This window comes from Clostridium sp. AM58-1XD (assembly GCF_003464085.1).
Classification (GTDB): domain Bacteria; phylum Bacillota; class Clostridia; order Lachnospirales; family Lachnospiraceae; genus Lachnoclostridium_A.
The window spans coordinates 1-24,152 of sequence record NZ_QSDR01000024.1 but is presented as its reverse complement, the minus strand read 5'-3'; the positions used below and the strand labels follow the sequence as shown (position 1 = coordinate 24,152).

At 44.7% G+C, this 24,152-nt stretch carries 26 protein-coding genes and 2 pseudogenes; 24 read left to right on the top strand and 4 right to left on the bottom strand.

The genetic code is table 11. The features are described 5' to 3' along the window. Positions 1-11: 11 nt before the first annotated feature. Both DXA13_RS14645 and DXA13_RS14640 read right to left on the bottom strand, forming a co-directional pair. The gene (locus tag DXA13_RS14645; protein WP_118245447.1) at positions 12-245 is read right to left on the bottom strand and encodes a YaaL family protein; all 234 of its coding nucleotides are present in this window, start codon (positions 243-245) and stop codon (positions 12-14) included. Between the two features lie 80 nt (positions 246-325). Further along, a complete protein-coding gene (locus DXA13_RS14640; protein WP_118245445.1) occupies positions 326-727 on the bottom strand; it encodes a metalloregulator ArsR/SmtB family transcription factor in 402 nt (133 codons plus the stop codon). 248 nt (positions 728-975) lie between these two features. Here DXA13_RS14640 and DXA13_RS14635 point away from each other — a divergent pair, with 248 nt between their 5' ends. The 15 genes from DXA13_RS14635 (at position 976) to DXA13_RS14570 (ending at position 12,700) form a co-directional block, all read left to right on the top strand. Continuing rightward, on the top strand, positions 976-1,470 hold the full coding sequence (locus DXA13_RS14635; RefSeq protein WP_118245444.1) for a prepilin peptidase: 495 nt from the start codon (positions 976-978) through the stop codon (positions 1,468-1,470). 42 nt (positions 1,471-1,512) lie between these two features. Continuing rightward, positions 1,513-2,526, top strand: coding sequence for a hypothetical protein (locus tag DXA13_RS14630; protein ID WP_118245442.1), 1,014 nt, complete (start codon positions 1,513-1,515; stop codon positions 2,524-2,526). Further along, on the top strand, positions 2,511-3,740 hold the full coding sequence (locus DXA13_RS14625) for a CpaF family protein (RefSeq protein ID WP_347559877.1): 1,230 nt from the start codon (positions 2,511-2,513) through the stop codon (positions 3,738-3,740). The genes DXA13_RS14630 and DXA13_RS14625 overlap by 16 nt, the downstream gene beginning before the upstream one ends. Beyond that, complete coding sequence (locus tag DXA13_RS14620; protein WP_243009157.1) at positions 3,715-4,467, top strand: type II secretion system F family protein; 753 nt, start codon at positions 3,715-3,717, stop codon at positions 4,465-4,467. Before DXA13_RS14625 ends, DXA13_RS14620 begins: the two co-directional genes overlap by 26 nt. 10 nt (positions 4,468-4,477) lie before the next feature. Beyond that, a complete protein-coding gene (locus DXA13_RS14615; protein WP_118245440.1) occupies positions 4,478-5,761 on the top strand; it encodes an immunoglobulin-like domain-containing protein in 1,284 nt (427 codons plus the stop codon). 20 nt (positions 5,762-5,781) lie between these two features. After that, positions 5,782-5,961, top strand: a complete 180-nt coding sequence (locus tag DXA13_RS14610; RefSeq protein WP_118245438.1) for a Flp1 family type IVb pilin — start codon at positions 5,782-5,784, stop codon at positions 5,959-5,961. After that, on the top strand, positions 5,962-7,869 hold the full coding sequence (locus DXA13_RS14605; RefSeq protein ID WP_118245436.1) for a DUF5702 domain-containing protein: 1,908 nt from the start codon (positions 5,962-5,964) through the stop codon (positions 7,867-7,869). A gap of 190 nt (positions 7,870-8,059) precedes the next feature. Beyond that, on the top strand, positions 8,060-8,875 hold the full coding sequence (locus tag DXA13_RS14600) for a hypothetical protein (RefSeq protein ID WP_147348039.1): 816 nt from the start codon (positions 8,060-8,062) through the stop codon (positions 8,873-8,875). Beyond that, positions 8,865-9,308: a prepilin peptidase gene (locus DXA13_RS14595; RefSeq protein ID WP_118245432.1), complete on the top strand. Its 444-nt coding sequence runs from the start codon at positions 8,865-8,867 to the stop codon at positions 9,306-9,308. Before DXA13_RS14600 ends, DXA13_RS14595 begins: the two co-directional genes overlap by 11 nt. Then, positions 9,290-9,679: a hypothetical protein gene (locus tag DXA13_RS14590; RefSeq protein ID WP_118245430.1), complete on the top strand. Its 390-nt coding sequence runs from the start codon at positions 9,290-9,292 to the stop codon at positions 9,677-9,679. Before DXA13_RS14595 ends, DXA13_RS14590 begins: the two co-directional genes overlap by 19 nt. Before the next feature lie 18 nt (positions 9,680-9,697). Next, on the top strand, positions 9,698-11,041 hold the full coding sequence (locus DXA13_RS14585; protein WP_118245428.1) for a DUF6382 domain-containing protein: 1,344 nt from the start codon (positions 9,698-9,700) through the stop codon (positions 11,039-11,041). Between the two features lie 58 nt (positions 11,042-11,099). Next, positions 11,100-11,381 carry a rhomboid family intramembrane serine protease gene (locus DXA13_RS23205; protein WP_347559876.1) on the top strand — a complete coding sequence of 94 codons (282 nt, stop codon included), beginning with the start codon at positions 11,100-11,102 and terminating at the stop codon, positions 11,379-11,381. Between the two features lie 8 nt (positions 11,382-11,389). Further along, complete coding sequence (locus DXA13_RS23200) at positions 11,390-11,737, top strand: rhomboid family intramembrane serine protease (RefSeq protein WP_347559875.1); 348 nt, start codon at positions 11,390-11,392, stop codon at positions 11,735-11,737. Next, on the top strand, positions 11,734-12,150 hold the full coding sequence (locus tag DXA13_RS14575; RefSeq protein ID WP_118245426.1) for an HIT family protein: 417 nt from the start codon (positions 11,734-11,736) through the stop codon (positions 12,148-12,150). Before DXA13_RS23200 ends, DXA13_RS14575 begins: the two co-directional genes overlap by 4 nt. A gap of 19 nt (positions 12,151-12,169) precedes the next feature. Then, positions 12,170-12,700 carry a sigma-70 family RNA polymerase sigma factor gene (locus DXA13_RS14570; RefSeq protein WP_118245424.1) on the top strand — a complete coding sequence of 177 codons (531 nt, stop codon included), beginning with the start codon at positions 12,170-12,172 and terminating at the stop codon, positions 12,698-12,700. Here DXA13_RS14570 and DXA13_RS14565 read toward each other — a convergent pair. Continuing rightward, on the bottom strand, positions 12,685-13,761 hold the full coding sequence (locus DXA13_RS14565; RefSeq protein WP_118245422.1) for an undecaprenyldiphospho-muramoylpentapeptide beta-N-acetylglucosaminyltransferase: 1,077 nt from the start codon (positions 13,759-13,761) through the stop codon (positions 12,685-12,687). The two genes, DXA13_RS14570 and DXA13_RS14565, sit on opposite strands and share 16 nt — an antisense overlap. A gap of 118 nt (positions 13,762-13,879) precedes the next feature. Between DXA13_RS14565 and DXA13_RS14560 the strand changes: the two genes are divergently transcribed. The 8 genes and pseudogenes from DXA13_RS14560 (at position 13,880) to pap (ending at position 22,241) form a co-directional block, all read left to right on the top strand. Further along, positions 13,880-14,725, top strand: coding sequence for a DUF4367 domain-containing protein (locus DXA13_RS14560; RefSeq protein ID WP_118245420.1), 846 nt, complete (start codon positions 13,880-13,882; stop codon positions 14,723-14,725). A gap of 16 nt (positions 14,726-14,741) precedes the next feature. Further along, a complete protein-coding gene (locus tag DXA13_RS14555; protein ID WP_118245418.1) occupies positions 14,742-15,422 on the top strand; it encodes a hypothetical protein in 681 nt (226 codons plus the stop codon). Positions 15,423-15,569: 147 nt separating this feature from the next. Then, positions 15,570-16,298 (top strand): tyrosine-protein phosphatase, encoded by a 729-nt coding sequence (locus tag DXA13_RS14550; RefSeq protein WP_118245416.1) that lies wholly within the window; start codon positions 15,570-15,572, stop codon positions 16,296-16,298. Between the two features lie 29 nt (positions 16,299-16,327). Beyond that, positions 16,328-17,047, top strand: a complete 720-nt coding sequence (locus tag DXA13_RS14545; RefSeq protein ID WP_118245414.1) for a TraX family protein — start codon at positions 16,328-16,330, stop codon at positions 17,045-17,047. Between the two features lie 49 nt (positions 17,048-17,096). Further along, positions 17,097-17,873: a TatD family hydrolase gene (locus DXA13_RS14540; protein WP_118245412.1), complete on the top strand. Its 777-nt coding sequence runs from the start codon at positions 17,097-17,099 to the stop codon at positions 17,871-17,873. Between the two features lies 1 nt (position 17,874). After that, positions 17,875-18,743 (top strand): annotated as a pseudogene (rsmA, locus tag DXA13_RS14535) (16S rRNA (adenine(1518)-N(6)/adenine(1519)-N(6))-dimethyltransferase RsmA). 271 nt (positions 18,744-19,014) lie between these two features. Further along, positions 19,015-20,745, top strand: a complete 1,731-nt coding sequence (locus DXA13_RS14530; protein ID WP_118245410.1) for an oleate hydratase — start codon at positions 19,015-19,017, stop codon at positions 20,743-20,745. A gap of 26 nt (positions 20,746-20,771) precedes the next feature. Next, complete coding sequence (gene pap, locus DXA13_RS14525; RefSeq protein ID WP_118245408.1) at positions 20,772-22,241, top strand: polyphosphate:AMP phosphotransferase; 1,470 nt, start codon at positions 20,772-20,774, stop codon at positions 22,239-22,241. A gap of 162 nt (positions 22,242-22,403) precedes the next feature. Here pap and nagB read toward each other — a convergent pair whose 3' ends face one another. Continuing rightward, positions 22,404-23,135, bottom strand: coding sequence for a glucosamine-6-phosphate deaminase (gene nagB, locus DXA13_RS14520; RefSeq protein WP_118245406.1), 732 nt, complete (start codon positions 23,133-23,135; stop codon positions 22,404-22,406). A gap of 162 nt (positions 23,136-23,297) precedes the next feature. Between nagB and DXA13_RS23195 the strand changes: the two are divergent. Next, positions 23,298-24,152, top strand: a pseudogene (locus tag DXA13_RS23195) (hypothetical protein); the annotation flags it as partial.

Sequence of the window (24,152 nt, the reverse complement as noted above, 5' to 3'; positions counted from 1 at the left end):
TCCTCCATATTCTATACGGATGCGGTATGGATCTTTTCCTGACTTTTGAACCGGCGAAGCAGAAACTGGTACCGCAGCTGAACGGCGTTCAGTTCGTAGATATAACAGTCGATCAGCGTCGGGTCGATTACCTGTTCAAAATGATTCTGGACAACATCCATTTCATCCTTTGTTTTTTCTATTTCCGCCCGCAGTGCCCGTCGTTCTGCGAGCCAGGCGGCTGAATATTCTGTTTTGATTTTCATTCCATCATCTCCCAAATATTGATACCTTTAGTATATCTGGAAAATGGAAATTTATACTGGACCGGATAATTTTGTCCCGGTTATACGATAAATTTTTCAGCAGGGGCAAAAGGCGCTGCAGCCTCACTTTCCTTTCGAATCTCATAGAGTGCGGCGCTGAGCTTATATAACATCTCAATTGATGGATCAAATGTAAGGTGATAAATGTTGGACGTACCGGTCTGTACGGAATCTACCAGCCCGGCGTTTTTCAGTATCTTCAGATGATGAGAAATGGCCGGTCTGGAAAGCCTGGTCGTATTCGTGATCTCTTTTACGCTCAGCCCTTTTGGGTGGGACGGATCTGGCGGCGGTCCGGTCAGAGCCGTCCGGGCCAGGGCTGTTATGATAGCCAGACGAACTTCATCGCCAAGGGCGATGAAAATCGGTTTGCAGCGGTCAAAACATTCCTGAAGATACAGGAGAAATTCTTTGTCAGCCATGTAAATGCTCCTTTGGTTTAAAAATTTAAACTAAGCTTATTTTACCATTTTTTTTGTGCAACGTCAACAAAATAACGAGGAAAAAGAAGGAAATATTATTGACAATTTATGATAAAACGTGCATAATAAGAAACACGCAAATCATATTTCAATTTCTTAAAAATCCTTTCAGGATTTGCCCGCGTCGGGCATAAGATTCCATAGGAACGAAAACTGAATAACAGGGAGGTGTTTTTGCATCGCTTACAGTGTATTATCCCGCGTTTTTTTTGCTGCTTTTTTTCGGGGCAGGAGCTTTTTTTGACTGGAAAAACAGGAGAATTCCCAATTGGTGGATTCTGGTAGGAGCAGTTGCAGGACTCTTTACGGGGAGACTGTCATTTTTTCTTCCTCTTGCAGCTGTTGCCGTCCTGTTTTTTCCTCTTTTTCTGTGCAGGATGATCGGAGCAGGAGATATAAAAATGATGGCTCTGATGGCAGGATTCCTTGGAGCTGTGGACGGAAGCCTTTCGCTGGCTGCCGGCTTTGCTTTGGGAGGAGTCTGCTCTCTGGTCAAACTTCTGTACAGAAAAGAGTTGAGGAGCCGTCTTTCATATTTCCATTCATATGTCAGACGTCTCGTACGTACGCGCCAGATTACCGCATATTACATACCGGACAGAGACGGATATGGCATTACAATTCCTCTTACCGTCTGCCTGTTTGCAGGAATGTGTACCGTTATGTTCTGGCTGCACAAATAAATTTTATTACGAAATCATTTATTACAGAAACAGGAGGTACTTATGAAGAAAATAATGGCAGTTTACGATACGGACCCGTTTTATGCAGACCGTTTCGCAGACTTTGTCAACAATAGGGAGAAAATCCCTCTGAATGTCATATCGTTTACATCTATGGAGCGGCTACTGCAGTATGCAGAAAAACATGAAATTGAAATACTGCTGGTCAGTTCGGAGGCTGACAGAAAGGAGGTGGAAGATGTCCGGGCAGCGCGGGTGATCCTTCTTTCAGACGGAAGCCGGGACGAATCAGGAAATGAATTCCCTGCCGTATACAAGTATCAGTCCTCCGACAGCATTATTCGTGAAGTGATGGCATGCTACGGCGAAGGGCCGATTGGCATCGACTGTCCCCTTTTTTCGGCAGGAAAAGTGATCGGTGTCTATTCGCCGGTCAACCGCTGCCTCAAGACGTCGTTTGCTCTGACGCTGGGACAGCTGCTGTCTCAGGAGGAAAAGACGCTGTATGTGAATCTGGAGGATTGCTCTGGGCTGTCTGCGCTTATGAATGAGATGTTTCGGGGTGATCTGTCTGATGTTCTCTATTTTTACCGGCAGGGTAAGTACAACTGGGCAAGGTTGAGCTCCATTGTATATACATGGGGCAGTCTGGATTACATACCGCCGGCCAGATATCCGGAAGATTTGTGCCAGATGGAGGTGTCCTGTATGGCGGATTTTCTGGCCGATATGGCAAAATCGGCATCTTATAAAATGATTGTTGTGGATGTGGGGCAGTTTGGCAGGATGGCGGCAGATTTGCTGGAGATATGCGATACCATCTATATGCCGGTAAGAGATGATACGGTTTCCGCTGCCAAAATAGCAGAATTCGACCGGTATTTGGAATTATCGGGACACAGTCAGATCAAAGACAGGATTCAGAAGGTGAAGCTTCCGCCCGGCGGTGCCCAGACAAGGGGAAAATCATATATGGATCAGCTCCTCTGGGGAGAATTGGGCGACTATGTAAGGACACTTTTGAAAGGAGGCGCGGGCGATTGGGAAAAGGAGTGAGCCAGGCAGATTCTTTAAAGAAGAAAATCCGCGGCGAGGTTGCAAAACAGCTGAACGAACGTAGGCAGGTAGAAGATGAAGAGCTGTATGCAATGATCGATGCGGCCATTCAGGATACGGCGAGAGAGGAGTATTTTCCTTTGAAGCAGAAAATCAGCCTTCGGTCGGGAATTTTTGATTCCTTCCGAAGACTTGATATTCTGCAGGAGCTTGTGGATAACCCGGAAATAACTGAAATAATGGTGAATGGAAAGGATCGTATTTTTATAGAAAAAAGGGGGCATATGGAGAGGTGGGAAAAGTCATTCGACTCAGAAGAGCAGCTGGAGGACATGATTCAGCAGATCGTCAGCAGGGTGAACCGTATTGTTAATATGGCAAATCCCATTGCAGATGCAAGGCTGGAAGATGGATCACGAGTGCATGTAGTGCTTCCTCCAGTCGCCCTGGACGGGCCGGCAGTAACAATCCGAAAATTTCCGGAAGTTATAACGATGAAAAAACTTGTGATGATCGGAGCCATATCAGAAGAGATCGCAGAATTTCTAAAGACGCTGGTATTGTCCAGATACAATATTTTTATCAGTGGAGGTACAGGTTCTGGAAAAACTACGTTTTTAAATGCGCTGTCATCTTTTATACCGGATAAGGAGCGGATTGTTACAATTGAAGATTCGGCAGAACTGCAGATTCAGCAGGTTCCTAATCTGGTGCGTCTCGAAACGAAGAATGCAAATATAGAAGGAGAGGGAGCAGTGGGAATCGGTGATTTAATCAGAGCCAGCCTCAGAATGAGGCCGGACAGAATTATTGTAGGAGAAGTAAGAGGAAAGGAGGCGTTTGATATGCTTGCAGCGTTTAATACCGGTCATGACGGCTCCCTTAGTACCGGTCATGGAAACAGTGCGCGGGACATGCTGTCCCGTCTGGAAACAATGGTTCTGATGGGGGCAGACCTCCCATTGGCAGCAATACGCAGCCAGATCGCATCTGCGGTGGACATTATGGTACACTTGGGCAGGTTGAGGGACGGGAGCAGAAAGGTGCTTTCGGTTACAGAGATTGGAGGGATAGAGCATGGAGAAATCGCCCTTAACTGTCTTTTCCGGTTTGAAGAGACGCAGAAAAAAGAAGGAAAGGTGGAGGGCTGCTTTCAAAAAATGGGCAAGCTCAAGGCGCAGGGAAAACTTGCAGCAGCCGGTTACTGCATATAACAGGTACAGCCTTTCAGCAAAAGAAATTGTCCTGTACGAATTAAGCGGCATTACAGCATGTATGCTGATTTCCTATGTTTATTACAGAAATCTAAAAATATTTTTTTGTCTCCTGCCGTTCGGCATAATTTACCCCTGGTATAAAAAGAAAAACTTAATAGTAAGAAGGCTGGAAAAACTCAGTTCTGAATTTAAAGAAGGAATAACGGTTCTTTCTTCTTCTCTGACAGCCGGATATTCAATCGAAAATGCATTTCGGGTAAGCCTGGATGAACTGAGACTATTGTATGGAGAAAGCAGCTTAATCGTACGGGAATTTCAGTATATTGTCAGTCAGCTTGGAATGAACAGGCCGGTGGAACAGCTGCTCTTTGACTTCGGAAAGCGCAGCGGTTTAGAAGACATTGAAAATTTTGCAGAAGTGTTTGCCGCGGCGAAGCGAAGCGGCGGAGGGCTGTCGTCTATAATGGAACATACGGCCGGAGTGATACGGGACAGAATGGAAGTAAAAGAAGAAATCAGGACAATGACAGCGGCCAGACGGTTTGAGCAGAGAATAATGAACCTTCTTCCATATTTAATCGTCTTTTATATAGAAATGGCTTCGCCCGGATTCTTCCGCCAGATGTACACAACAGGGCTTGGGAGGATTCTTATGACGGCATGTCTGGCAGTCTATCTTTCTGCTTTTGCCATAGCGGAAAAAATATTAGATATTGAGATATAAAGGAGTGTGAATGAATAGAAAGACGATGTGGAAAAGTGTTTTGAAAAAAGGAAGGAAAGTGGAAAACGTCCCCATACGGTTCTGCAGGATGCAGGCGGTATGCGTTGCGGCCGGTATTCTTTTGTATATAGCTGCAGAGGCAGCAGGAGGTAAGGGACCTTTTCAAGACGGTAAAGTCAGACGGCCTGCCCACGGGATGGGAGAGGTTGACTATGATATTTATGTAAGCGGTCTGGACAGAGAAGAAATACCTGTGAAGATTACAGTCAGCGAGAAACAATATGATAAGTTTGAGGCAGAAGAGGTCTTTAAAAAGGCTTGGCAGGAACTGCTCACAGAAATCATAGGGGACAATCAGTCGTTGACAGAGGTCAGAACAGACATGAAGCTGCCTGGCTGGATGGATGAATATGGAATACGGGTACGCTGGTATTCAGAGAATCAGGATGTTATTGATAACTACGGCAGAGTGATGAATGAGGAGAATCCGTCTGTAAAAAAAGGCGGAATAAGGGTATGGCTGAAAGCGGTTATGAGTGATGGAGAACATGATACGGAATTTGACCTGCCTGTAAACGTATATCCGCCTCTTTTAACAGAGCAGGAACAGGCGGAGGCTGAGTTCAGGAGAATGATCCGGCAGATGGATGAAGAACAGAAAGGAGAAGAGTGGTTTACGCTGCCTAAAGATTACAGGGGAAAGATGCTGAGTTACAGAGAAAAAGGAACGGACAGCGCTGGATTTTTACCGGTCATGGGGGTATTTGCTGCAGTTTTGTATGGCTTTAAGGGACGGCAGGAGGAATGGAAAGAGAAGAAGAAAAGAAATCGTCAAATGCTGCTGGATTATTCGGAAATCGTATCCCGGCTGCTGGTTTTTATTGGCGCGGGAATGACCGTGCGGTCATCTTGGGAAAAGATTGTTGCAGATTACGAAAAAAGGATTCAGGAAGGAAGAGGAAAAAGGAGGTATGCGTATGAGGAGATGAGCAGAACGTATTACCAGATACGTACGGGCAGGGCCGAAGGGGAAGCTTATGAAGAATTTGGAAGGAGATGCGGTCTTCAGCCATATATGAAACTTTCCGGTCTCCTAATTCAAAACAGGAAGGAGGGAATGAAAAATCTGAATCAGGTGATGCGTACAGAGATGATATCTGCATTTGAAGAAAGAAAGAACCTGGCCAGGCGTCAGGGAGAAGAGGCGGGTACGAAACTTCTGCTGCCCTTGTTCTTAATGTTGGGAGTTGTAATGATTATGGTGATGGTGCCGGCTATGATGGCATTTTCATAGAGGAAGAAAGGAGATTGCATATGAATATGGCAAAAGAGATAAAGGAATTTATTAAACAGGAGGACGCGGTAGGGGTGATCGAAGTTGTACTTATTCTGGTGGTTTTAATCGGCCTCGTAATTATTTTTAAGGAGCAGATCAACAAGCTGCTGACTGCAATTTTTAAAGAGATCAACAGCCAGTCAAAAGAGGTATATTGAGTGAGAAAACCGGGTCAGGTGACGGTTTTCCTGAGTATGATTCTCCTCTGTGTCTGCGCGCTGCTCTGTAGTGTTGTGGAGTCTGCCAGGATGGCGGGGACCAGATGCTATCTGCAGACAGCGGCAGACTCTGCTATCGATTCAGTCATGAGCGGATATCACAGGGAGTTGTGGGATTCCTACCGCCTGCTTTTAAGAGAATGTGGGGATCAGAAAGAATTGGAGGAGGAGTTTACCCACTATTTTGGAACCTACTTCGAACAGGAAGGGTGGTATCCTGCAGCTGTTGACGAAGTGACTGTAAAAAAGGCAGACTTAATTACAGAAGAGGCAGGAAGACTGATGGAAAAAGAAATATTGGACTATATGAAGTATGGTATCTGGACGATGGATTTCTCTCCGGAAGAAGCGGGAAAGCTAAAGGAAAACCTGAAAGAGGCGCAGGCGGTGGGAAGAACTGCAGAAATCTATGCCGGCCATACACGAGACGCTGTCAGAATAGAAGAGGCGCTGGAAAATCTGGACAGCTGTCTGGAACGGCAGAAAAGTCTTAAGAAGGAAGGAATACAGGCGCTTCAGAACTGCGATGGAAGTCGGTTTAAAAAGATTGCGAAAGAAATGATCCGGGAACTTAACCGTGTTCCCGGACTTGTAGAGACGTATGAAAAGAAAGCAGATGAACTCAATGAAAAACTGGTACGGAGCAAAGCGCAGTTTAGAAATGAGGCTGATGATATGGGAATTCAGGCTTCGGCGATTCTGGAACGGGAAATCAGCCAGTACGAATCTTATACGTCGAAAGACGGAGAACGGAGGATGGAAATTGAAGAAGAAACAGTGATTGCAGAGAAGAACAGACAGCTGACGGAGGAAGTAATGAGGGAAGCGGAGAACGTGGAAGATTATATAGAAAATTGGGAGGGAGACGATGAAGAAGAAGAACTTGACGAAGAGGCATTATGGCGGCCGGTCATGCATCATTTTGAAAAATTACAGGAAGGCAGGGTCACATGCCCACACGGGGTTCAGGATAAAGAGAAGAAACACATACTCGAAAAGTTAAAAAATATGGCAGATGGAAGCCTGCTGGACCTGGTGATGCCGGAAGGAAAACACGTATCAGAGAAAAAGGCGGCAGCAGATGGCCTTTTGTCAGCCGTATATGGAAAAAGTCAGGAGAATGAAAGGGCTGGCCTGACGGATCGGCTGCTGACCAGTGAATACTGCGGAAAGTTTTTTGGTAATTTTATAAAGGAAGAAGATCATCCGCTCCAGTATGAAATGGAGTATTTGGCTGAAGGGGAATTATCAGACCGTTCCAATCTTACTGGGGCAGTGAGGGAGATCTTTCTGATAAGAGAAGGACTGAATCTGCTTCATATTTTGTCAGATGGGGCAAAGAGGGAAGAAGCGATGAATTTGGCAGCAGCTTTGGTAGGAGCTTCAGGGCTTGCACCTCTCGTTTTGCTTGTTGCATTTCTGATTATGAATCTATGGGCTGCTGCAGAAGCCATATCAGATTTAAAAATCCTGATGTCTGGGGGAAAGATGCCTTTATGGAAGTCATCAGAGGACTGGAGACTGGGGCTGGAAGGTATGATGGAAGCCGGTCGGACCGGAACGTTTGGGAACTCAGAAGGAAGCGAACGCGGCCAGGATTATACAGGATATCTGAAAGTTCTCTTATATATAGAAGAAAGGGTGACGCTTTACTACAGAATAATGGATGTGATACAGCTCAATATAAGGGCAGAACAGCCGGATTTTTCCATAGGCAACTGCGCATATGCGGTGGATATACAGGCAAAGATCTGTGGAAAACACATGTTTTTTCTGCCAGGAATTGTGGATAATCCGCCTGGAAACCAGGGGTATGACATGGCGGTCAGGGTCCGGAAGGCATATTGATTAAAATCAAGAAGGAAGGAGGCAGAGAACGATGCCCTTTTTCGGTATGAACAGAATACAGAATCATTCATGTGACAAGAAAAAACCTCTCCAAGTTATCAGTCCCCGCACTCTCTTTTTTTATTTCAGCCGAAAGAGGGCATTGCTGTCTGCCTCCTTCCCGGCAGTAAACAGGGGGGCGGATGGAAGCATGACAGTAGAGGCAGCCATGTGCCTGACGCTGTTTTTGTTTATGACAGTTATCTTAATGATTCCAATGAAAATAATGAATACAGAAAGAAAGATGCAGGCGGCCCTGGAAGCGGTTGGAGAGGATATGGCTCAATATGCATATTTGACCGATCAGGCGGACAGTGGGCTGAAGGGGGAAGCAGCAAATACAGGCCAGGCGGGAGAATATCTTCTGCAGGCGGCCTGCTATTTTGCGGAGAAAGGTGCGAAAATTTACACAGCAGAAAAAATAAGAGAGAAGGCCGATACGGATGCAGTTGTGAAGATATCGGCAGCCGGATCATCCATACTTGAAGATGGTATTACAATTGATCTGATCGTTGAATATGAAATACGTCTTCCATTTCCTATATTCCGGATGGATACGTTGAAGCGGCAGCTGCGGTGCTGCAGAAGAGCGTGGGTTGGAAAAAGCGGAGACAGGGGAGATGAGATCAGGAGGGAAGAGAAGGGGAAGATGGTTTATATAGGAAAAGACAGCATCAGGTATCACGAAAGCAGAACATGTCATTATCTGTTTAACGATATTTCCGGAGTGGATTTTGGCAGGATAGGAAGCATGAGGAACCGTTCGGGAAGTAAGTACCGTCCCTGCAGCATCTGCGGCAGAAATATAACGGGAGGTACGGTATACATTATGCCCAGCGGAGAAAGTTATCACAGCGATAAAAGCTGCAGAGCGATTACTGCTTATGTGCAATCCGTTCCGGTTGAGTCTGTAGAGTCGCTGGGTCCATGTTCTTACTGTTCAGGAGGGAGTAAAAATGATGATTAAAATAGTTGAGCAGCTGGTATTTATCAGTTTTCTTTGTATCACATCATGGCAGGATATTAAGAGCAGAAGTGTTGCGGTGTGGGTATATGGTCTGTTTGGAAGTATGGCCTGGTTTTTGAATCTGTGCAGATTGAGAAGGGCAGACTGGGCGGCTGTAGGCTGCGGTATAATGATCTGTTTGATTCTGCTGGCACTGAACAGGCTGACGGAAGGAGCCGTGGGAGAAGGAGACGGGTATTTTTTTATTGTTACAGGGATGTTTCTTGGATTTTGGAGAAACATTGCACTGTTGTTCGGAGGGGTGATCTTTTGCGGATTCTGCTGTATGGGAATGATGATGTGGGGGATATGGAAACATATTTCCATGAGAAAGAAAAGTGTGCCATTTCTCCCGTTTCTTATGCCGGTAGGAATATGGCTGGTTATTTTATAAATAAGAGGCTGAAGGCCAGCTATACAATTGAAGCGGCATATGTTATGGCTGTCGTGCTTTTGTCACTGGCAGCCATGATCCTGGCGGTTTATCAGATCCATGACGAAACGGCATGCGCGATGGCTGTACAGCAGGCGGTAGAGAAACTGACGCATTTGGAAGAAGAGGATAGGGAACGGGATATACCCGTCAGAAACGTGTATTTAAAGGATGCATATGACATTTGGACAGAAGCGGATGCAATCAATGTAACCGGAAAAGGAACCGGCCGGTCATGGAAACTTGAAATAACGACAAAAAAATATGACCCGGAACGGTTTCTGCGGTTGGTTTCCATGGCGGAAGAAGGAATACTCAATAACAGGGAATAAGGGAAGGAAGAGAGGATATTGGAAATTCGGTATCAGAGGGAAATGAAGCATAATTATCTGATTATCCGGCCTGATCGTCAGGATCAGGATTTCTATGAAGCACATATGATGGTGAGTAATGTAATTGAGGGACTGCTGAAATTTCACATAAAGTATGCGGAAGAAGAGAAGCTTTATTATTATGAAATAACATCAAGACAGCCATTAAACCGTCTTCTTGAAAACAGGGGAATGAAAGCTGGTGAAATCCGTAAGCTGATATCAGGCATTTCGGCTGTTCTGGAAAAAATGGAACAATATCTTCTTAGAGAAGAAGGGATACTGCTGGAAGCGGACTATATCTATATTGAAACGGATACATATCAGGTATATCTATGCTTTATTCCCGGTCGGCAGGGAAACTTTCCGGAGGATATGAAGAAGCTTCTTCAGTACCTGCTTGGAAAAATCGACCATAGAGATAAAGAAGGGGTGGTTCTTGCATATGGACTGTTTCAGGAGAGCCAGAAAGATAACTATGGAATGAAGGATCTGTTAAAGGTTCTGTTTGGCGGTGAAAGCTGCATTAGAAGACCAGAAAAAGCAGAAGAACGGGAAAACAGGGGCTGTGCCGTATTTTGTGAAGAAATAAAGGGACAGGGAATAGATGCACAGAGAAAAAAGGGGATAGAAAAAAAGGATTTCACAGATGAAAAAGAAGACAGTATGGAGAAGGATAAAAAAGGTCAGGTAGACCACGGCAGAAATTGGGAAGTGTGGCTGTCAGGCCTGTTTGTCCTTCTGGTCTGCCTGATGGCAGGAGGCTGGTTTATTATGGGGGAGAACTGGATAAGAAGTTATGGTATCAAAATTGCCGCGGCTGTGGCTGCCGGAGCCGCGGTCATTTCGCAGATATTGAGCGGAATTGGGAAAAGACAGGAAGGCCAGGGGAGAGAAGCTGAGAAGACTGATAAGAAAGCGGACGATTTCTGGATTATGGAACTGGAGGAGGAAGAAGCGGTTGAAAAAGAACCGGTAGAAAGTCTGGGGGCAAATGATACAGCACTTTTGGCAGATTTAGGAGATAAACGGGAATGCAGACGCCTGATTAGTATGGAGAGCGGCGGGGATGTTGTCAGAATCGCATATTTTCCATTTCTGATTGGCAAGCAGGAAGGGCTGGTCGATTTTGTAATGAACCGTGAGACGGTCAGCAGACTTCATCTGAGAATTGACGAGGATGAGGACGGGTATAGAATAACCGATTTGAACTCAACAAACGGAACAACCGTAAACGGACGTATGTTGGAAGCCAACGAATCGGCAGATTTATCTCCAGGGGATGAAATATATATAGCAGATAAAGGATTTTTGTTTAAATGACACTTAACAAAAATAGTAAATTATGGTAGAATGTTTCTGAGTTTAAGAGGAGAACGTAATGGAATATTCTAACCACAAAAAAAGGGCATATGTAAATGGAGCCATCATCGCGGCAAATGTATTGTATTTTTTTTTCCTCGAACTGCAGGGTTCGACGGAAAATGATATGGGGATGATGGTTCATTATGGAGCAATGTATGCACCTGCTGTCGTAAAGGGCAGGGAGTATTACCGCCTGTTTACAGCAGTGTTCATGCATTTTGGTTTTTCCCATCTTTTGAATAATATGATTATCCTTTTTGTCTTAGGGGATAATATGGAGCGGGCTTTGGGAAAATAAAATATCTTGTGTTCTATATTACATGTGGTGTAGGAGCGAACATTATCTCCATGCTTATAAACATTAATGAATATCGCCACGCCGTTTCGGCAGGAGCTTCCGGAGCAATTTTCGGAGTAATCGGCGGCCTTCTGTATGCTGTTTCTGTAAATCGCGGACAATTGGAGGACTTAAGCAGCAGACAGCTTATCTTGCTGATCATTTGTTCTCTGTATTTCGGATTTACGAGTGCAGGAGTGGACAATATTGCGCACGTAGGAGGGCTGGTTCTTGGAATTCTTCTGGCAGCTGCCATGTATAGGAAGCCGAGACGTCCTCGCGGGAAAACTGGTGACAGAAAGAGGAGGATGAGATGAAAGAAAACGACTGCATTTTCTGTAAGATTGCAAACGGTGAGATACCGTCAAAAGCAGTTTACGAAGATGATGATTTCAAAGTAATTCTGGACATGAGCCCGGCTTCCAAGGGACATGCCTTGATATTACCTAAAAATCACTTCAAAGATGTATGTGAACTCGATGAACAGACGGCTTCAAAAGTACTGCCGCTGGCAGCCAAAATAGGGGAAGCTATGAAAAAGTCTCTTGGCTGTACAGGATTTAATATTGTTCAGAATAATGGAACGACGGCCGGTCAGACGGTTTTTCACTTCCATGTCCATATTATACCAAGATATGAGGACGGACCGGCGATCGTAACATGGGCGCCAGGCCATTCGGAAGATCAGGAACTGGCAGAACTGGCGCATGCAATTCAGATGGCGTTATAATTCATACATATAAGGAGATATGATGGAACCGAAAATTAATGAGATGTTCCAGTCCATGTATGAGGAGTATAAAAAGCCGCTTCGTACAATAGCCAGACATTACGGAATACCATATGACGAAATTGATGATGAGATTCAGGAAACGTTCACTTCATACTTTGAGAACTATTCTGTAGACAACGAAAAGAAAGGCTGTATCCTTATCACGATCCTCAGGAACAGGTGTATCGATTATCGCAGAAAGATACATTATGAAACTGTCAGTGTGGATTCGGAGGAAGGCAGGTTTGCAATCGACGAACTGATGACCGGCTTTAGAAAAGATACAGCGGACAGAGTCGCAGACAGGGATCTGTATGAAAAAGTGCGCAAGTTTGTTTCTGAGATGCGCTATGAATGGCAGGAAGTAATATTATATTGCTGCATTCTCCAATATACGAGTGAAGAAGCCGGAGAGATCCTGGGTATATCGGGAACGGCATGCCGTTCCCGTTTGTTAAGAGCAAGAGAGCATCTGAAGAAAAAGCTGAGCCCTTATCTTTCTGAATGATCAGCATAGTGCTCAATCAGACCGATGATCGTGTCTACGGCATTGGACAGGGAACTCTGATCCATAGCCTTTATAAATGCGGCTCGGTTTTCATGGGTGCTGAGAATTGCCTGATAAAGAGTTTCTTCCGTAAGATTCTCTTCTTCCAAAACCGTGCTGAAGCCCTGCTTGGCAAATGATTTTGCATTTAAAATCTGGTCACCGCGGCTGGCTGCGGCGGATAGAGGGATTAGAACATTAGGCTTTCTCAGTGCAAGAATTTCGCAGATGGAGTTGGCGCCGGCGCGGGAGACGATAAGATCCGCGGCAGCAAATAGATGCTTTAACGGTGCATCAACATATTCGTATTGTACATACCCTTCTGTGCCGATCAGGCTCTCATTCAGATTGCCTTTTCCGCAGATATGTACAACGTGATATCTGGTCAGAAGTTTCGGCAGGATTCCTCGAATGGCGGTATTGACAGTCACGGAGCCAAGACTGCCTCCAATGACTAAGATGACAGGCTTTCCGGCGGACAGGCCGGTATATTGAAGACCGGACAAACGGCTTCCTTCCAGAAGTTCCTTACGGATCGGAGAGCCTGTTAGAACGGCTTTATCCTTTGGAAGATAATTCAGTGTTTCAGGAAAATTACAGCAGATTTTCTGCGCAGAAGGAATGCAGATTTTATTGGCTAAACCGGGAGTCATGTCGGATTCATGGATAATAGTTGGAATTTTGTAATGCTTTGCAGCAAGAACGACAGGAACAGCAACAAAACCCCCTTTGGAGAATACAACATCCGGCTTGTATTTCTTCATTAATTTCAGAGCTTCTCCGTAGCCTTTTATGACGCGAAGAGGATCTGTAAAATTCTTAAAATCAAAGTAACGGCGGAGTTTACCGGAAGAAATGCCATGGTAGTCAACGCCGGCATTTTCAATCAGTTTTTTCTCAATACCTTGATAAGAACCAATATAGTGAATCTCGTATCCTAAATCTCTCAGTGAAGGGAGCAGTGCGAGATTCGGAGTAACATGCCCGGCAGTTCCGCCGCCGGTCAATATGATTTTTTTCATTTAGTTACCTCCTAAATTATGGATGTTAAATATCTATACTAATATACTACCCAGAACTATCTAAAAGTCAACCCTAAAGAAAAGGGAACTTCAGGATAAAGAAAACGGAGAGGTGTTTGTGAAACGGATAGACGAAAACCAGATAAAGGATAAGAAAATAGATGAGACAATCAGAGCGGCATTTGGTTTTTCTGATGAGCAGATTCAGGCAGAATTGGAAGATGCGGCGGCTAATCCAGACACTTCTCCCGAGCTAAAGGCGCCTGATGATGAATATCAGAAAATTTTACAAAAAATTCAGGAACGCGGCATACAGCCAGTCCCCCTCGGAACAGAGGGAAAAGCGCCAGTTACACCGCATCCGAAGAAAAAGATATTTACTTTCCGCAGGATGAGAAGAACGCTTATTGCGGCAGCTGCCCTTGGCATTGCCTTTGTTGGATTCAGTTTGAATTCGGTGGGAAAGAGTGCAACTCAGTATAGGGTGATAGATAGTGGGAGAAAGAATAATATTGTTTGGAATAGTGCAAAAGGGATAGAAGGAATTACTGACGAAAAACAAGCTTATGCTGAGGTGGAAAAAAATATAAAAGTTCCGGCTTTGAAAATGGGATATATTCCAGAAGGAATGATCTTTGAAAAGTTAGTTTTAAGTGAAAAAAGCGGTATAATACAGTTCATTTATAATGGAAAATATTTTTGTATTTATCAATGGGGCACTCAAACTAGAAAAAACGGAATACATGGAAAAGATAGTAAAGCTTTATTAACGCATGTTTATAATCCGTGGCTAGGCAAGAAATTAGAGGTCTACAAAGAAAATATGGAGAATAATGAGAAAAAATATAGTATCGATATTAAGGACAGCGAAGCAGGGACAAGTTATTTTATAAGTGGAGTTATGGAAGAAGCAGAATTTTTAAAAATAGCAAAAGATTTGTATATTGATAACTCGTATGAATAGAAGGGATGGTTATAATATGAGATGTCTGATAAAAAGTACATGTTTGGGATTAATAATTGCTTTACTCTATATTATACCTGCTTTTGCAGATGAAATAAGTGATACTATTAATACTACAGACTGCATTAAACTGGTAAATCATGATAATGAAGAAATAGTAGATGGGGAAAAAGCAAGAATTAATGGTAGTGCAAGAGGACAGTGGTTCTCAGATGCAGCATTAGAGATTTCTGATCCTCAGAATGGCAATATTGGTGTATTAATGTTGACTAGCTGTTCTGAACCAGTGGATGAAATTTTAATGGGTTTATATATAGATAAATTAGGGAATGATGAACACTGGAATCAAGTGGATTATAAAGTTTTTCAATTTTTACCAGAAGATTTTTCGGACGGAGTTTTATCAATTGCAGTGTTAGATATTGAACTTACAGGATTTGAACTTGGGGTGTATCGTCTTAGAGGGCTTCATTTAGCAGTAAAGGACGGGAAATCAGAGTTTTATAGTACGGAAACGTCTGGTCTTGAAATCACCAAGCGTTTCCCATTCAGCGCTGATGAAGATGAGGCGACTCCAGCTGAAGCAAGTGATTCCCAGGTACCAGATGAGGATGAGCTTCCAACAGAAGCGCCAGAAGCAGAAAAAGAGAGTTCAACTCCATCGTTAGCTACTCCGTCAGAATTACCGGAACAGTAAAATACATATGGATACAGTAGAAAGGAGCGTTTTCTGAAGAAGACGGCTCCTTTCCTTTTCGTTTGGACTGTGTAGGCGGAAAAATCCCGGTTGACGAAGAAGCCGGCTTGTGCCAAGATATAAGAAATACAGAAAGGATTTGGTTAAATGAGTAAACAGCCTGTCAGGCGTTTGAGAACGCCCCATATTCATAATCTCCGAGATTTAGGGGGCTATATAGGAGATAACAACAGAATTGTTAAATGGAACTGCCTTTACCGTGGCGGATCGCTCCATAATGCGGAGCGTGAAGATTGGTCCATGCTCAAGGAAGCTGGTGTAATGACTGTCATGGATTTGAGAAGCGAAGCGGAAACGAGGCAGTTTTCATATCGCGTACCGGAAGGAATCGCATACGTTCATTCGCCGATGCAGAGAGCGCAGATCGATTTTAACCGTATTGAAGAGTCTGCAGCAGAGGCCTTTGCCAAAAGTCTGAAAGACGGGTACTGTGCGATGGTTAGAGAAGACGGAGATTTACTGGCGAATGCGCTTCATCAGCTGACAGAACGGCTTAATCGCGGCGCTGTCTTGTTCCACTGTTCAGCGGGAAAAGACAGGACAGGCATTCTTGCGGCGGCCGTATTATGGCTGTGCGGGGTAGAGGATGAGGATATCGCGGCGGATTATCAGGTATCCTATACGTATAATAAAAAAGGCATCAATCTGCTTGTCGGCGGTCAGTACGAAAAGTTAATGCCAATGATCCGGTCTGATGCAGAAAATATGGAAAACTTATTGGAATATTTTAGAGAAATAAATCTGTCGGAGTATCTGGAAGAGCGGGGATTTCCGGAGGACGAACAGAAAGAACTGGTCAGGCTGCTGTTGAGATAGAACAGTAAAGCGTATAGGAGGATGGATGAATGGCTGGTCAGTCAAGGAAAAGGATTACTGGTATTTCTGGAAACGGGCTGAAGGGAATTGCTGTCTGCGCCATGATAATCGACCATTTCGCAGTAGTAATACTGCTTCATCTTTATTATGAAAGGATTCTGGAGGAAACAGGACCATTTGTGATTATCTATACTCTCATGCGCGGTATTGGGAGACTGGCATTCCCAATATTCGCATTTCTGCTGACAGAAGGATTTATTCATACAAGAAATGTAAAGGGATACCTGCTAAGAATGGGAGTATTTGCTCTGATTTCGGAGGTGCCGTTTGATTTCGCTATCTTTGGGAAAGTGGTAGACTTCTCCGCACAAAACGTATTTTTAACCTTGTTTTTAGGCCTGTTTACCATATATTTAATTAAAAAGTGGGAGAACAGGATGGTTTTGCAGATACTTGCTGCCTCCTTTGGAATCACAGTATCATGGGGAATCAGAGCCGATTACGGCGGTGTCGGCGTGATTCTGATCCTTGCGTTCTACTTATTCCGTTATCAAAAATGGGAGCGGATGGCATCCGGAGCGGGCGCTATAGTCTGCATGATTGAGAGCAAATTGGAGATATGCTATCTGGCTGCGCTGCCTGTAATCAGCTTGTATAATGGGACGAGAGGAAGGGGCGGTAAATATTTCGGTTACTGGTTTTACCCGGTACACCTGGCGGTCCTGGCAGGAATCCGAATGATGATTTAGAGCATTTTATTGAGGTTGAATCAAACTATAGAAATTAGGAGCATAGAAAATGATATTTGATACGCATGCACATTACGATGATGAAGCATTTAAAAAAGACAGGCATGAACTGCTTATGAGCCTTAGGGAACACGGAATTGAAGCAGTTGTAAACGTCAGTTCCAATATTGCTTCTGTTCAGTCTACACTGGATTTGATAAAAAAATATCCGTTTGTTTATGGAGCGATTGGGATCCATCCAAACGAGACAGCCGAACTGGATGATGAGAAAATAGAATGGCTGAGAGGCGCAGCGGCAGTGCAGAAGATCGTTGCGGTGGGCGAGATTGGCCTTGACTATTATTGGGATGAACCAGAACGAGAAATACAGAAAAATTGGTTTGTCCGCCAGCTTGGACTGGCTCGGGAAACGAAACTTCCGGTCATTATTCACAGCAGGGATGCTGCAAAGGATACGCTGGATATTATGAAAGCAGAAAAAAGCGGGGATATTGGCGGTGTAATCCATTGCTTTTCTTATGGAACGGAGATGGCAAGAGAATATTTAAATATGGGATTTTTCCTGGGGATCGGCGGAGTGCTTACATTTCAAAATGGGAAAAAGCTGAAAGAGGTAGCAGAGTACACTCCCCTTGAACAGATTGTTTTAGAGACAGATTGTCCATATTTATCACCAGCGCCAAACAGAGGGAAAAGAAATTCGTCATTAAACCTTCCTTATGTGGTGACGGCTCTTGCAGAGATCAAGAACATTACGGAACAGGAAGTCATTGAAGTGACTGCGAATAATGCAAAGAGGCTTTACCGGCTGGAAAGGATAAATTAATATGCGGGATAAATTAGGAAATCCTAAAAATACCATAGAGGTCATTCAAAGATATGAATTTGCGTTTCAAAAGAAATTCGGACAGAATTTTCTGATCGACACTCATGTGCTGGAGAAAATTATACGTGCGGCCGGGCTGACCGGGGAAGATATGGTTCTGGAGATCGGACCGGGGATCGGCACTATGACCCAGTACCTTGCAGAAGCCGCTGGTAAGGTTGTGGCTGTAGAGATTGACACGAACCTGATTCCAATATTAAAAGAGACCCTGGCGGAATACGAGAATGTAACGGTAATTAATGAGGATATTTTAAAAGTAGACATAAAAAAGATGGCAGAAGAATATAATGGAGGCAGACCGATTAAAGTCGTGGCAAATCTTCCATACTATATTACGACACCTATTATTATGGGCCTGTTCGAAAGCAATGTTCCGATCGATAATATTACGGTGATGGTACAGAAAGAAGTAGCGGAACGCATGCAGGCGGGACCAGGTTCCAAGGATTACGGAGCATTGTCTCTGGCTGTTCAGTATTATGCAGAACCGTATATTGTCGCCAATGTACCGCCTAACTGCTTTATTCCGAGGCCGAACGTAGGGTCTGCCGTGATCAGGCTGACACGCCACCAGCAGATGCCTGTGGAAGTCAAAGATTCCAAACTGATGTTTACCATCATTCGTGCTTCCTTTAACCAGAGAAGGAAAACACTGCAGAACGGTCTGAATAATTCTCCTGAGCTTCATATTCCAAAGAACAGATTGCAAAAGCAATTGAACAGCTCGGCGTGTCCGCATCAATCAGAGGAGAAGCGCTTACATTGGAACAGTTTGGACGCCTTTCGGATATTTTGGGGTCGATCGAATAGTTGATAAAAATAACAAAAAATATCATTATAATCAAGACTTTTTGTGTAAAATGTGGTAAAGTAGAAAATAAACGTAACAGTCCAGACAGTGGGAAAAGTGGTGCGGAAAGCAGCGTCAAGTTTGCTTGTAAGCAGCTTTCTTCACCACTTTTCGTATCGGATGGACATCCGATGCTTCTTGAATGGTTTTTCAGTCAAGAAGATGGGCCGTCTGAACTGTTATCAATAAACAGACAATTGGTTTTTTGCATAATTTGAGAAGGGGTGTAAAATGGGAAAACATTTGGACAGACTTCTGACTTTGGGCGCCATTGCTGCCGGAGCAGGAATCGTAGGAAAGAAATTATATGACTCGAAGAAAAAAGAAGAAACGGTACAGAAGGTCGAGAAAGCATGCCAGGAAGTGGCAGGCAGGAATTACGAAGGCCAGAACGTATACCTTGTGGGAGGCGGTCTTGCGACGATGGCAGCGGCAGCATTCCTGATCCGTGACTGCAATTTTCCGGGAGAACAGATAACGTTATATGAGGGCATGCATATTCTGGGTGGAAGTAATGACGGAATCGGAACGCCGGAAAAGGGATTCGTATGCCGTGGCGGACGTATGCTCAACGAAGAGACGTACGAGAACTTCTGGGACTTATTCCGAAGCATACCTTCTCTCGAGCAGCCGGGCAGAAGCGTAACTGAAGAAATTCTGAATTTCGATCACGCTCATCCGACGCATGCCAAAGCAAGGCTGGTAGACAAGGACGGCCATATTTTGGATGTGGAGAGTATGGGATTTACGCAGCAGGAGAGAATGGCTCTTTTGAAATTAGTAAATATGGATGAGGACAAGCTTGACAGCCTGACGATTATGGACTGGTTTAAGGACATGCCTCACTTCTTTACGACGAATTTCTGGCACATGTGGCAGACTACCTTTGCATTTCAGACGTGGAGCAGCTTATATGAATTCCGCCGTTATATGAGAAGAATGATCTTCGAATTCAGCAGGATCGAGACGCTCGAAGGCGTAACACGTACACCATATAACCAGTATGATAGTGTTATCCGCCCGTTGGAAGAGTATCTGCGGGGCAATAATGTAAATATTATTCAGAACTGTACAGTAACAGATATTGATTTTGCAGAAGGTGCAGATATTAAGGCAGAGGTACTTCATCTGAACGACAATGGAGTGGAGAAGGAAGTGAAGCTGGGCGATAAGGACATCTGTATCATGACGAATGCCTGTATGACAGACAGCGCCACGCTGGGCGATCTGCATACGCCGGCGCCGGAACCGGAGATGAAGCCGATTTCCGGTGAACTTTGGGCAAAGGTAGCGGCAAAGAAACCAGGGCTTGGCAATCCGGAGCCATTTTTTGGAAATGTCCATGAGAGCAACTGGGAGAGCTTTACCGTAACGTGCCGCGGAAGCAAAATGCTGAAGGTAATTGAGAACTTTACAGGTAATATACCGGGAAGCGGAGCGCTTATGACATTTAAGGACTCAGGCTGGAAGATGAGCAGCGTTGTAGCAGCTCAGCCTCATTTCCCGAATCAGCCGATGGATGTAACTATTTTCTGGGGATATGGACTGTACACGGACCATTTAGGCGATTATGTGAAAAAACCTATGAAGGACTGTACCGGTGAAGAAATTCTGACGGAATATCTTCATCAGCTGCATTTAAGTGAAGAGCAGATCGAAGATTTGATGAAGGATGTGATCAATGTCATCCCATGCTTTATGCCTTACGTAGATGCTCAGTTCCAGCCAAGAAAGAAATCAGACAGGCCGGCAGTTGTTCCGGAGGGATCTGTAAACTTTGCTATGGTAAGCCAGTTTGTGGAGATTCCGGAAGATATGGTATTTACAGAAGAATATTCTGTGAGAGCGGCTCGAATTGCCGTTTATACGCTGATGGGTGTTGACCGCCCGATTTGCCCGGTTACACCGTATGTAAAGGATCCCAAGGTGCTTATGCGGGCAGTGAAAAAAGCTTATATGTAGAAAAAGAAAGGGGCGGGGGTATATTTATGCTGAAAAAATGGATTCCGGCGGAGAAGCCGGACGAAGAAGTACTCAAGGAGCGTCTGGATCATGAAAAGGAAAAACTGGCTGTTCAGCAGATGAAGATTAAGGAGCACAAACTTCCGGTTCTCGTACTGGTCGAGGGCTGGGCAGCGGCCGGTAAGGGAAGCATTGTCGGCCAGGTGATCCGCAACATTGACCCGAGATTTTTTAAGGTTGCTACGATGTCGGCACCTACGGAAGAGGAAAAGAGAAAACCATTTTTATACCGCCACTTTATACAGATTCCGGAAGCGGGACAGTTCAGTTTTCTGGATTCCGGCTGGATGGAAGAGGTGACGATGGCCCGGGTTCATGGAGAGATGAATGACAGGGAATATTCGGAGCGTGTTGACAGTATTAAACGTTTTGAAAGACAGCTGACCGATAACGGATATCTTCTGGTGAAGTTTTTCTTCAATATCAGCCACAAGGAACAGGATAAGAGGATTGACAGGCTCATGGCGGACAAGGATACGGCATGGCGCGTCAGTGACAGCGACAAGTGGCAGAATAAGCACTACGATAAATGCGCAGACGTTTTTGACCGCTATCTGGCGGATACGAATACATCCAATGCACCGTGGTACATTATAGAGGCAAAGGATAAGAAATGGGCAGAGCTTCAGGTGCTTGAGACCCTGTGCAGCGGTATCGATGTCGCTTTGCAGAATAACAGGCTCGCAGTTCCCATTCTTCAAAACGTATTCCCTTTGGTAAAAATGCCGAAGCTTGCTGATGTGGAACTGGACAAAACGATTTCAGAGGAAGATTACAAAACGGAACTGAAGCAGCTCCAGAGCCGTCTTGGCGCGCTTCACAACAGGCTTTACCGCAAACGTGTTCCTGTTATCATCGCATATGAAGGCTGGGATGCAGCCGGAAAGGGCGGAAATATTAAGAGGATTACAGGAGCCCTCGATCCAAGGGGCTATGAAGTTCACCCAATTGCCAGCCCCGAACCTCATGAAAAGGCGCGCCACTACCTGTGGAGATTCTGGAAAAGGCTTCCGAAGACAGGCCATATTGCAATTTTTGACAGAACGTGGTACGGCCGTGTAATGGTCGAGCGTCTGGAAGGCTTCTGCAGCGAAAATGACTGGAAACGGGCATATAATGAGATCAATGAATTTGAAAAAGAGCTTTCCGAATGGGGCGCTGTAATTATCAAATTCTGGGTGCATATCGATAAGGATACTCAGCTTGCCCGCTTTACAGAGCGTCAGAATACGCCGGAAAAACAGTGGAAGATCACGGAGGAAGACTGGAGAAACAGAGAGAAGTGGGATGCTTATGAAGAGGCAGTCAACGAAATGTTAAAGAAGACCAGTACTACGTATGCTCCGTGGCACATCCTTCAGTCGGTTGATAAGAAATATGCCAGAATACAGGCGTTGAAGATTGTAATAGAAGAGCTGGAAAAGGCGCTGGGATAAGTACTTGACCGGTTTGATTCCGATTCGAATCTCTTCGGTTAATCATATGAAATGCCCCCTTCTGAGCAGACAAGTAAAATGACAGAACTTGTCGCTTGGAAGGGGGCATATTGTCGTTATCTGACGTTACATTTGGCCGTTAAAATGAAGTGCGTACGATGGTTATTTATCCATCTTGGATAATGCAGCCTCGTCTGCAACTACAATTACATCCGGATGCATCTGAAGGATGGAAGCGGGTACATGCGGTGTCACAGGGCCGCATAAAACTTCGCGAAGAATAGGAGCCTTATCCTCTCCGTTGACAATCAGAAGGATCTTTCTTGCCATCATGATCGTCTGGATTCCCATGGTGTACGCCTGCTTCGGTACGTCTTCGATGCTGGCGAAGAAACGCTTATTAGCTTCGATGGTGCTCTCGGTCAGGTCTACACAGTGAGTCCCTTTATCAAAGGCTTCTGCCGGTTCGTTAAAGCCGATATGTCCGTTGTGTCCCAGTCCCAGAAGCTGAAGATCAACGCCGCCGATTTCCTTGATTACGCTGTCGTAGCGTGAGCACTCTTTATCGCTGTCAGGCTCTGTTCCGTCAGGTATGTTCGTATTTTTCAGGTCAATATTAATGTCCTTGAATAAATTGTTGTACATAAAGTAGTAGTAGCTCTGGTCATTATCGCGGGGAAGTCCGCGGTATTCATCCAGGTTCGCGGATGTTACCTGAGAGAAATCCAGGTCTCCGTTTCTGTACTTGGAAATTAATTCCTGATAAGTACCAATTGGAGTAGAACCGGTTGCCAATCCCAGAACACAGTCTGGTTTCAGGGTAACCTGTGCTGCGATAATATTTGCAGCGATTCTGCTCATGTCTTTGTAATCCTTTGCCTGGTAGAGTTTCATTGTATTACCTCCATAAATAATAATTTAATTCTTCTCCCACATATACGATAACATTTTTAAGGCATACTTTCAATGTCTAAATGCATAAAATATCTAGCAGAGGGGTGATAGTATGTCTAATTATCGCAGATAATCTCATATATCTACGCCTATGAAGGCGAAGTGAAGGGAAAAAATATCGGATTTGCAAAATTGGAAGCAAGAAACGGGCAGTGCAAAATCAATGTAAACGTAAAAAAGGTTTACGTAGGCAGCAATGATCTGGCAGTCTATCTTCTATCGTCATCAGGAGAAATAGAGGTCGGAAAAATTTTTATCCGCAATGGTGCGGGAGAGTTCCGCGCCAGCATCGATGTGAATAATGCAGAGAATTCCGGTGTTTCCATGGATGAATGCTATGGACTTACCATCCATGACCCAGACAGCGGCTGGCAGAATTATACGACCATATGGGAGGACGCTGTAGCCCATGCGGCAGAGGTAGAGCTGGCTGACGTCACATCGGAAAATATGAGAAAAAGAGACGAGAACAGAGAGAAGAAAAAAGAAGAGCCTGTTCTCAGAAAATCTCAGAACTCATCAGGTGAGGCGGAACAGATAAAAAATGTAGATTCCGCAACGGCTGTTTCTAACGATATCGTACAGGAAACATCGGTCGAAGGGGAATCAGTCACGGAAGTAAAAAAAGAAGCAGAAAAAGGATTGGAAGCGGAGCAGAAGGTGGTTTTAGAAGAGACTGGCCAGAAACCAGAAGAAGGTATGCAGGATGAAACAGGTACTTCAGATATTCAGTCAGAAGAAGTGCAGTTAACAGGCCCGCAGACAGATTTTACTTCTCAGAATGAACATAATCTGATGGATGTCTTGAAGCGTGCGATGAAGAGCCAGGAAATGGCCAGACAAAACCGCCTGTGGGAACCGCCGAAACCGGGACCAGGGGGACGTCCGGGAGGCCAGCCCGGGGCCGGGAATGCCGCCACCGCCGGGATATCGTCCGGGGCCTGGGAATGCCGCCGC

Coding starts and splice junctions, on each gene's coding strand:
- DXA13_RS14645 (WP_118245447.1), bottom strand. CDS start 245: ATGAAAATCAAAACAGAATATTCAGCCGCCTGGCTCGCAGAACGACGG.
- DXA13_RS14640 (WP_118245445.1), bottom strand. CDS start 727: ATGGCTGACAAAGAATTTCTCCTGTATCTTCAGGAATGTTTTGACCGC.
- DXA13_RS14630 (WP_118245442.1), top strand. CDS start 1,513: ATGAAGAAAATAATGGCAGTTTACGATACGGACCCGTTTTATGCAGAC.
- DXA13_RS14615 (WP_118245440.1), top strand. CDS start 4,478: ATGAATAGAAAGACGATGTGGAAAAGTGTTTTGAAAAAAGGAAGGAAA.
- DXA13_RS14610 (WP_118245438.1), top strand. CDS start 5,782: ATGAATATGGCAAAAGAGATAAAGGAATTTATTAAACAGGAGGACGCG.
- DXA13_RS14600 (WP_147348039.1), top strand. CDS start 8,060: ATGACAGTAGAGGCAGCCATGTGCCTGACGCTGTTTTTGTTTATGACA.
- DXA13_RS14595 (WP_118245432.1), top strand. CDS start 8,865: ATGATGATTAAAATAGTTGAGCAGCTGGTATTTATCAGTTTTCTTTGT.
- DXA13_RS14590 (WP_118245430.1), top strand. CDS start 9,290: ATGGCTGGTTATTTTATAAATAAGAGGCTGAAGGCCAGCTATACAATT.
- DXA13_RS23205 (WP_347559876.1), top strand. CDS start 11,100: ATGGAATATTCTAACCACAAAAAAAGGGCATATGTAAATGGAGCCATC.
- DXA13_RS14575 (WP_118245426.1), top strand. CDS start 11,734: ATGAAAGAAAACGACTGCATTTTCTGTAAGATTGCAAACGGTGAGATA.
- DXA13_RS14570 (WP_118245424.1), top strand. CDS start 12,170: ATGATGGAACCGAAAATTAATGAGATGTTCCAGTCCATGTATGAGGAG.
- DXA13_RS14565 (WP_118245422.1), bottom strand. CDS start 13,761: ATGAAAAAAATCATATTGACCGGCGGCGGAACTGCCGGGCATGTTACT.
- DXA13_RS14555 (WP_118245418.1), top strand. CDS start 14,742: ATGAGATGTCTGATAAAAAGTACATGTTTGGGATTAATAATTGCTTTA.
- DXA13_RS14550 (WP_118245416.1), top strand. CDS start 15,570: ATGAGTAAACAGCCTGTCAGGCGTTTGAGAACGCCCCATATTCATAAT.
- DXA13_RS14545 (WP_118245414.1), top strand. CDS start 16,328: ATGGCTGGTCAGTCAAGGAAAAGGATTACTGGTATTTCTGGAAACGGG.
- DXA13_RS14540 (WP_118245412.1), top strand. CDS start 17,097: ATGATATTTGATACGCATGCACATTACGATGATGAAGCATTTAAAAAA.
- DXA13_RS14530 (WP_118245410.1), top strand. CDS start 19,015: ATGGGAAAACATTTGGACAGACTTCTGACTTTGGGCGCCATTGCTGCC.
- pap (WP_118245408.1), top strand. CDS start 20,772: ATGCTGAAAAAATGGATTCCGGCGGAGAAGCCGGACGAAGAAGTACTC.
- nagB (WP_118245406.1), bottom strand. CDS start 23,135: ATGAAACTCTACCAGGCAAAGGATTACAAAGACATGAGCAGAATCGCT.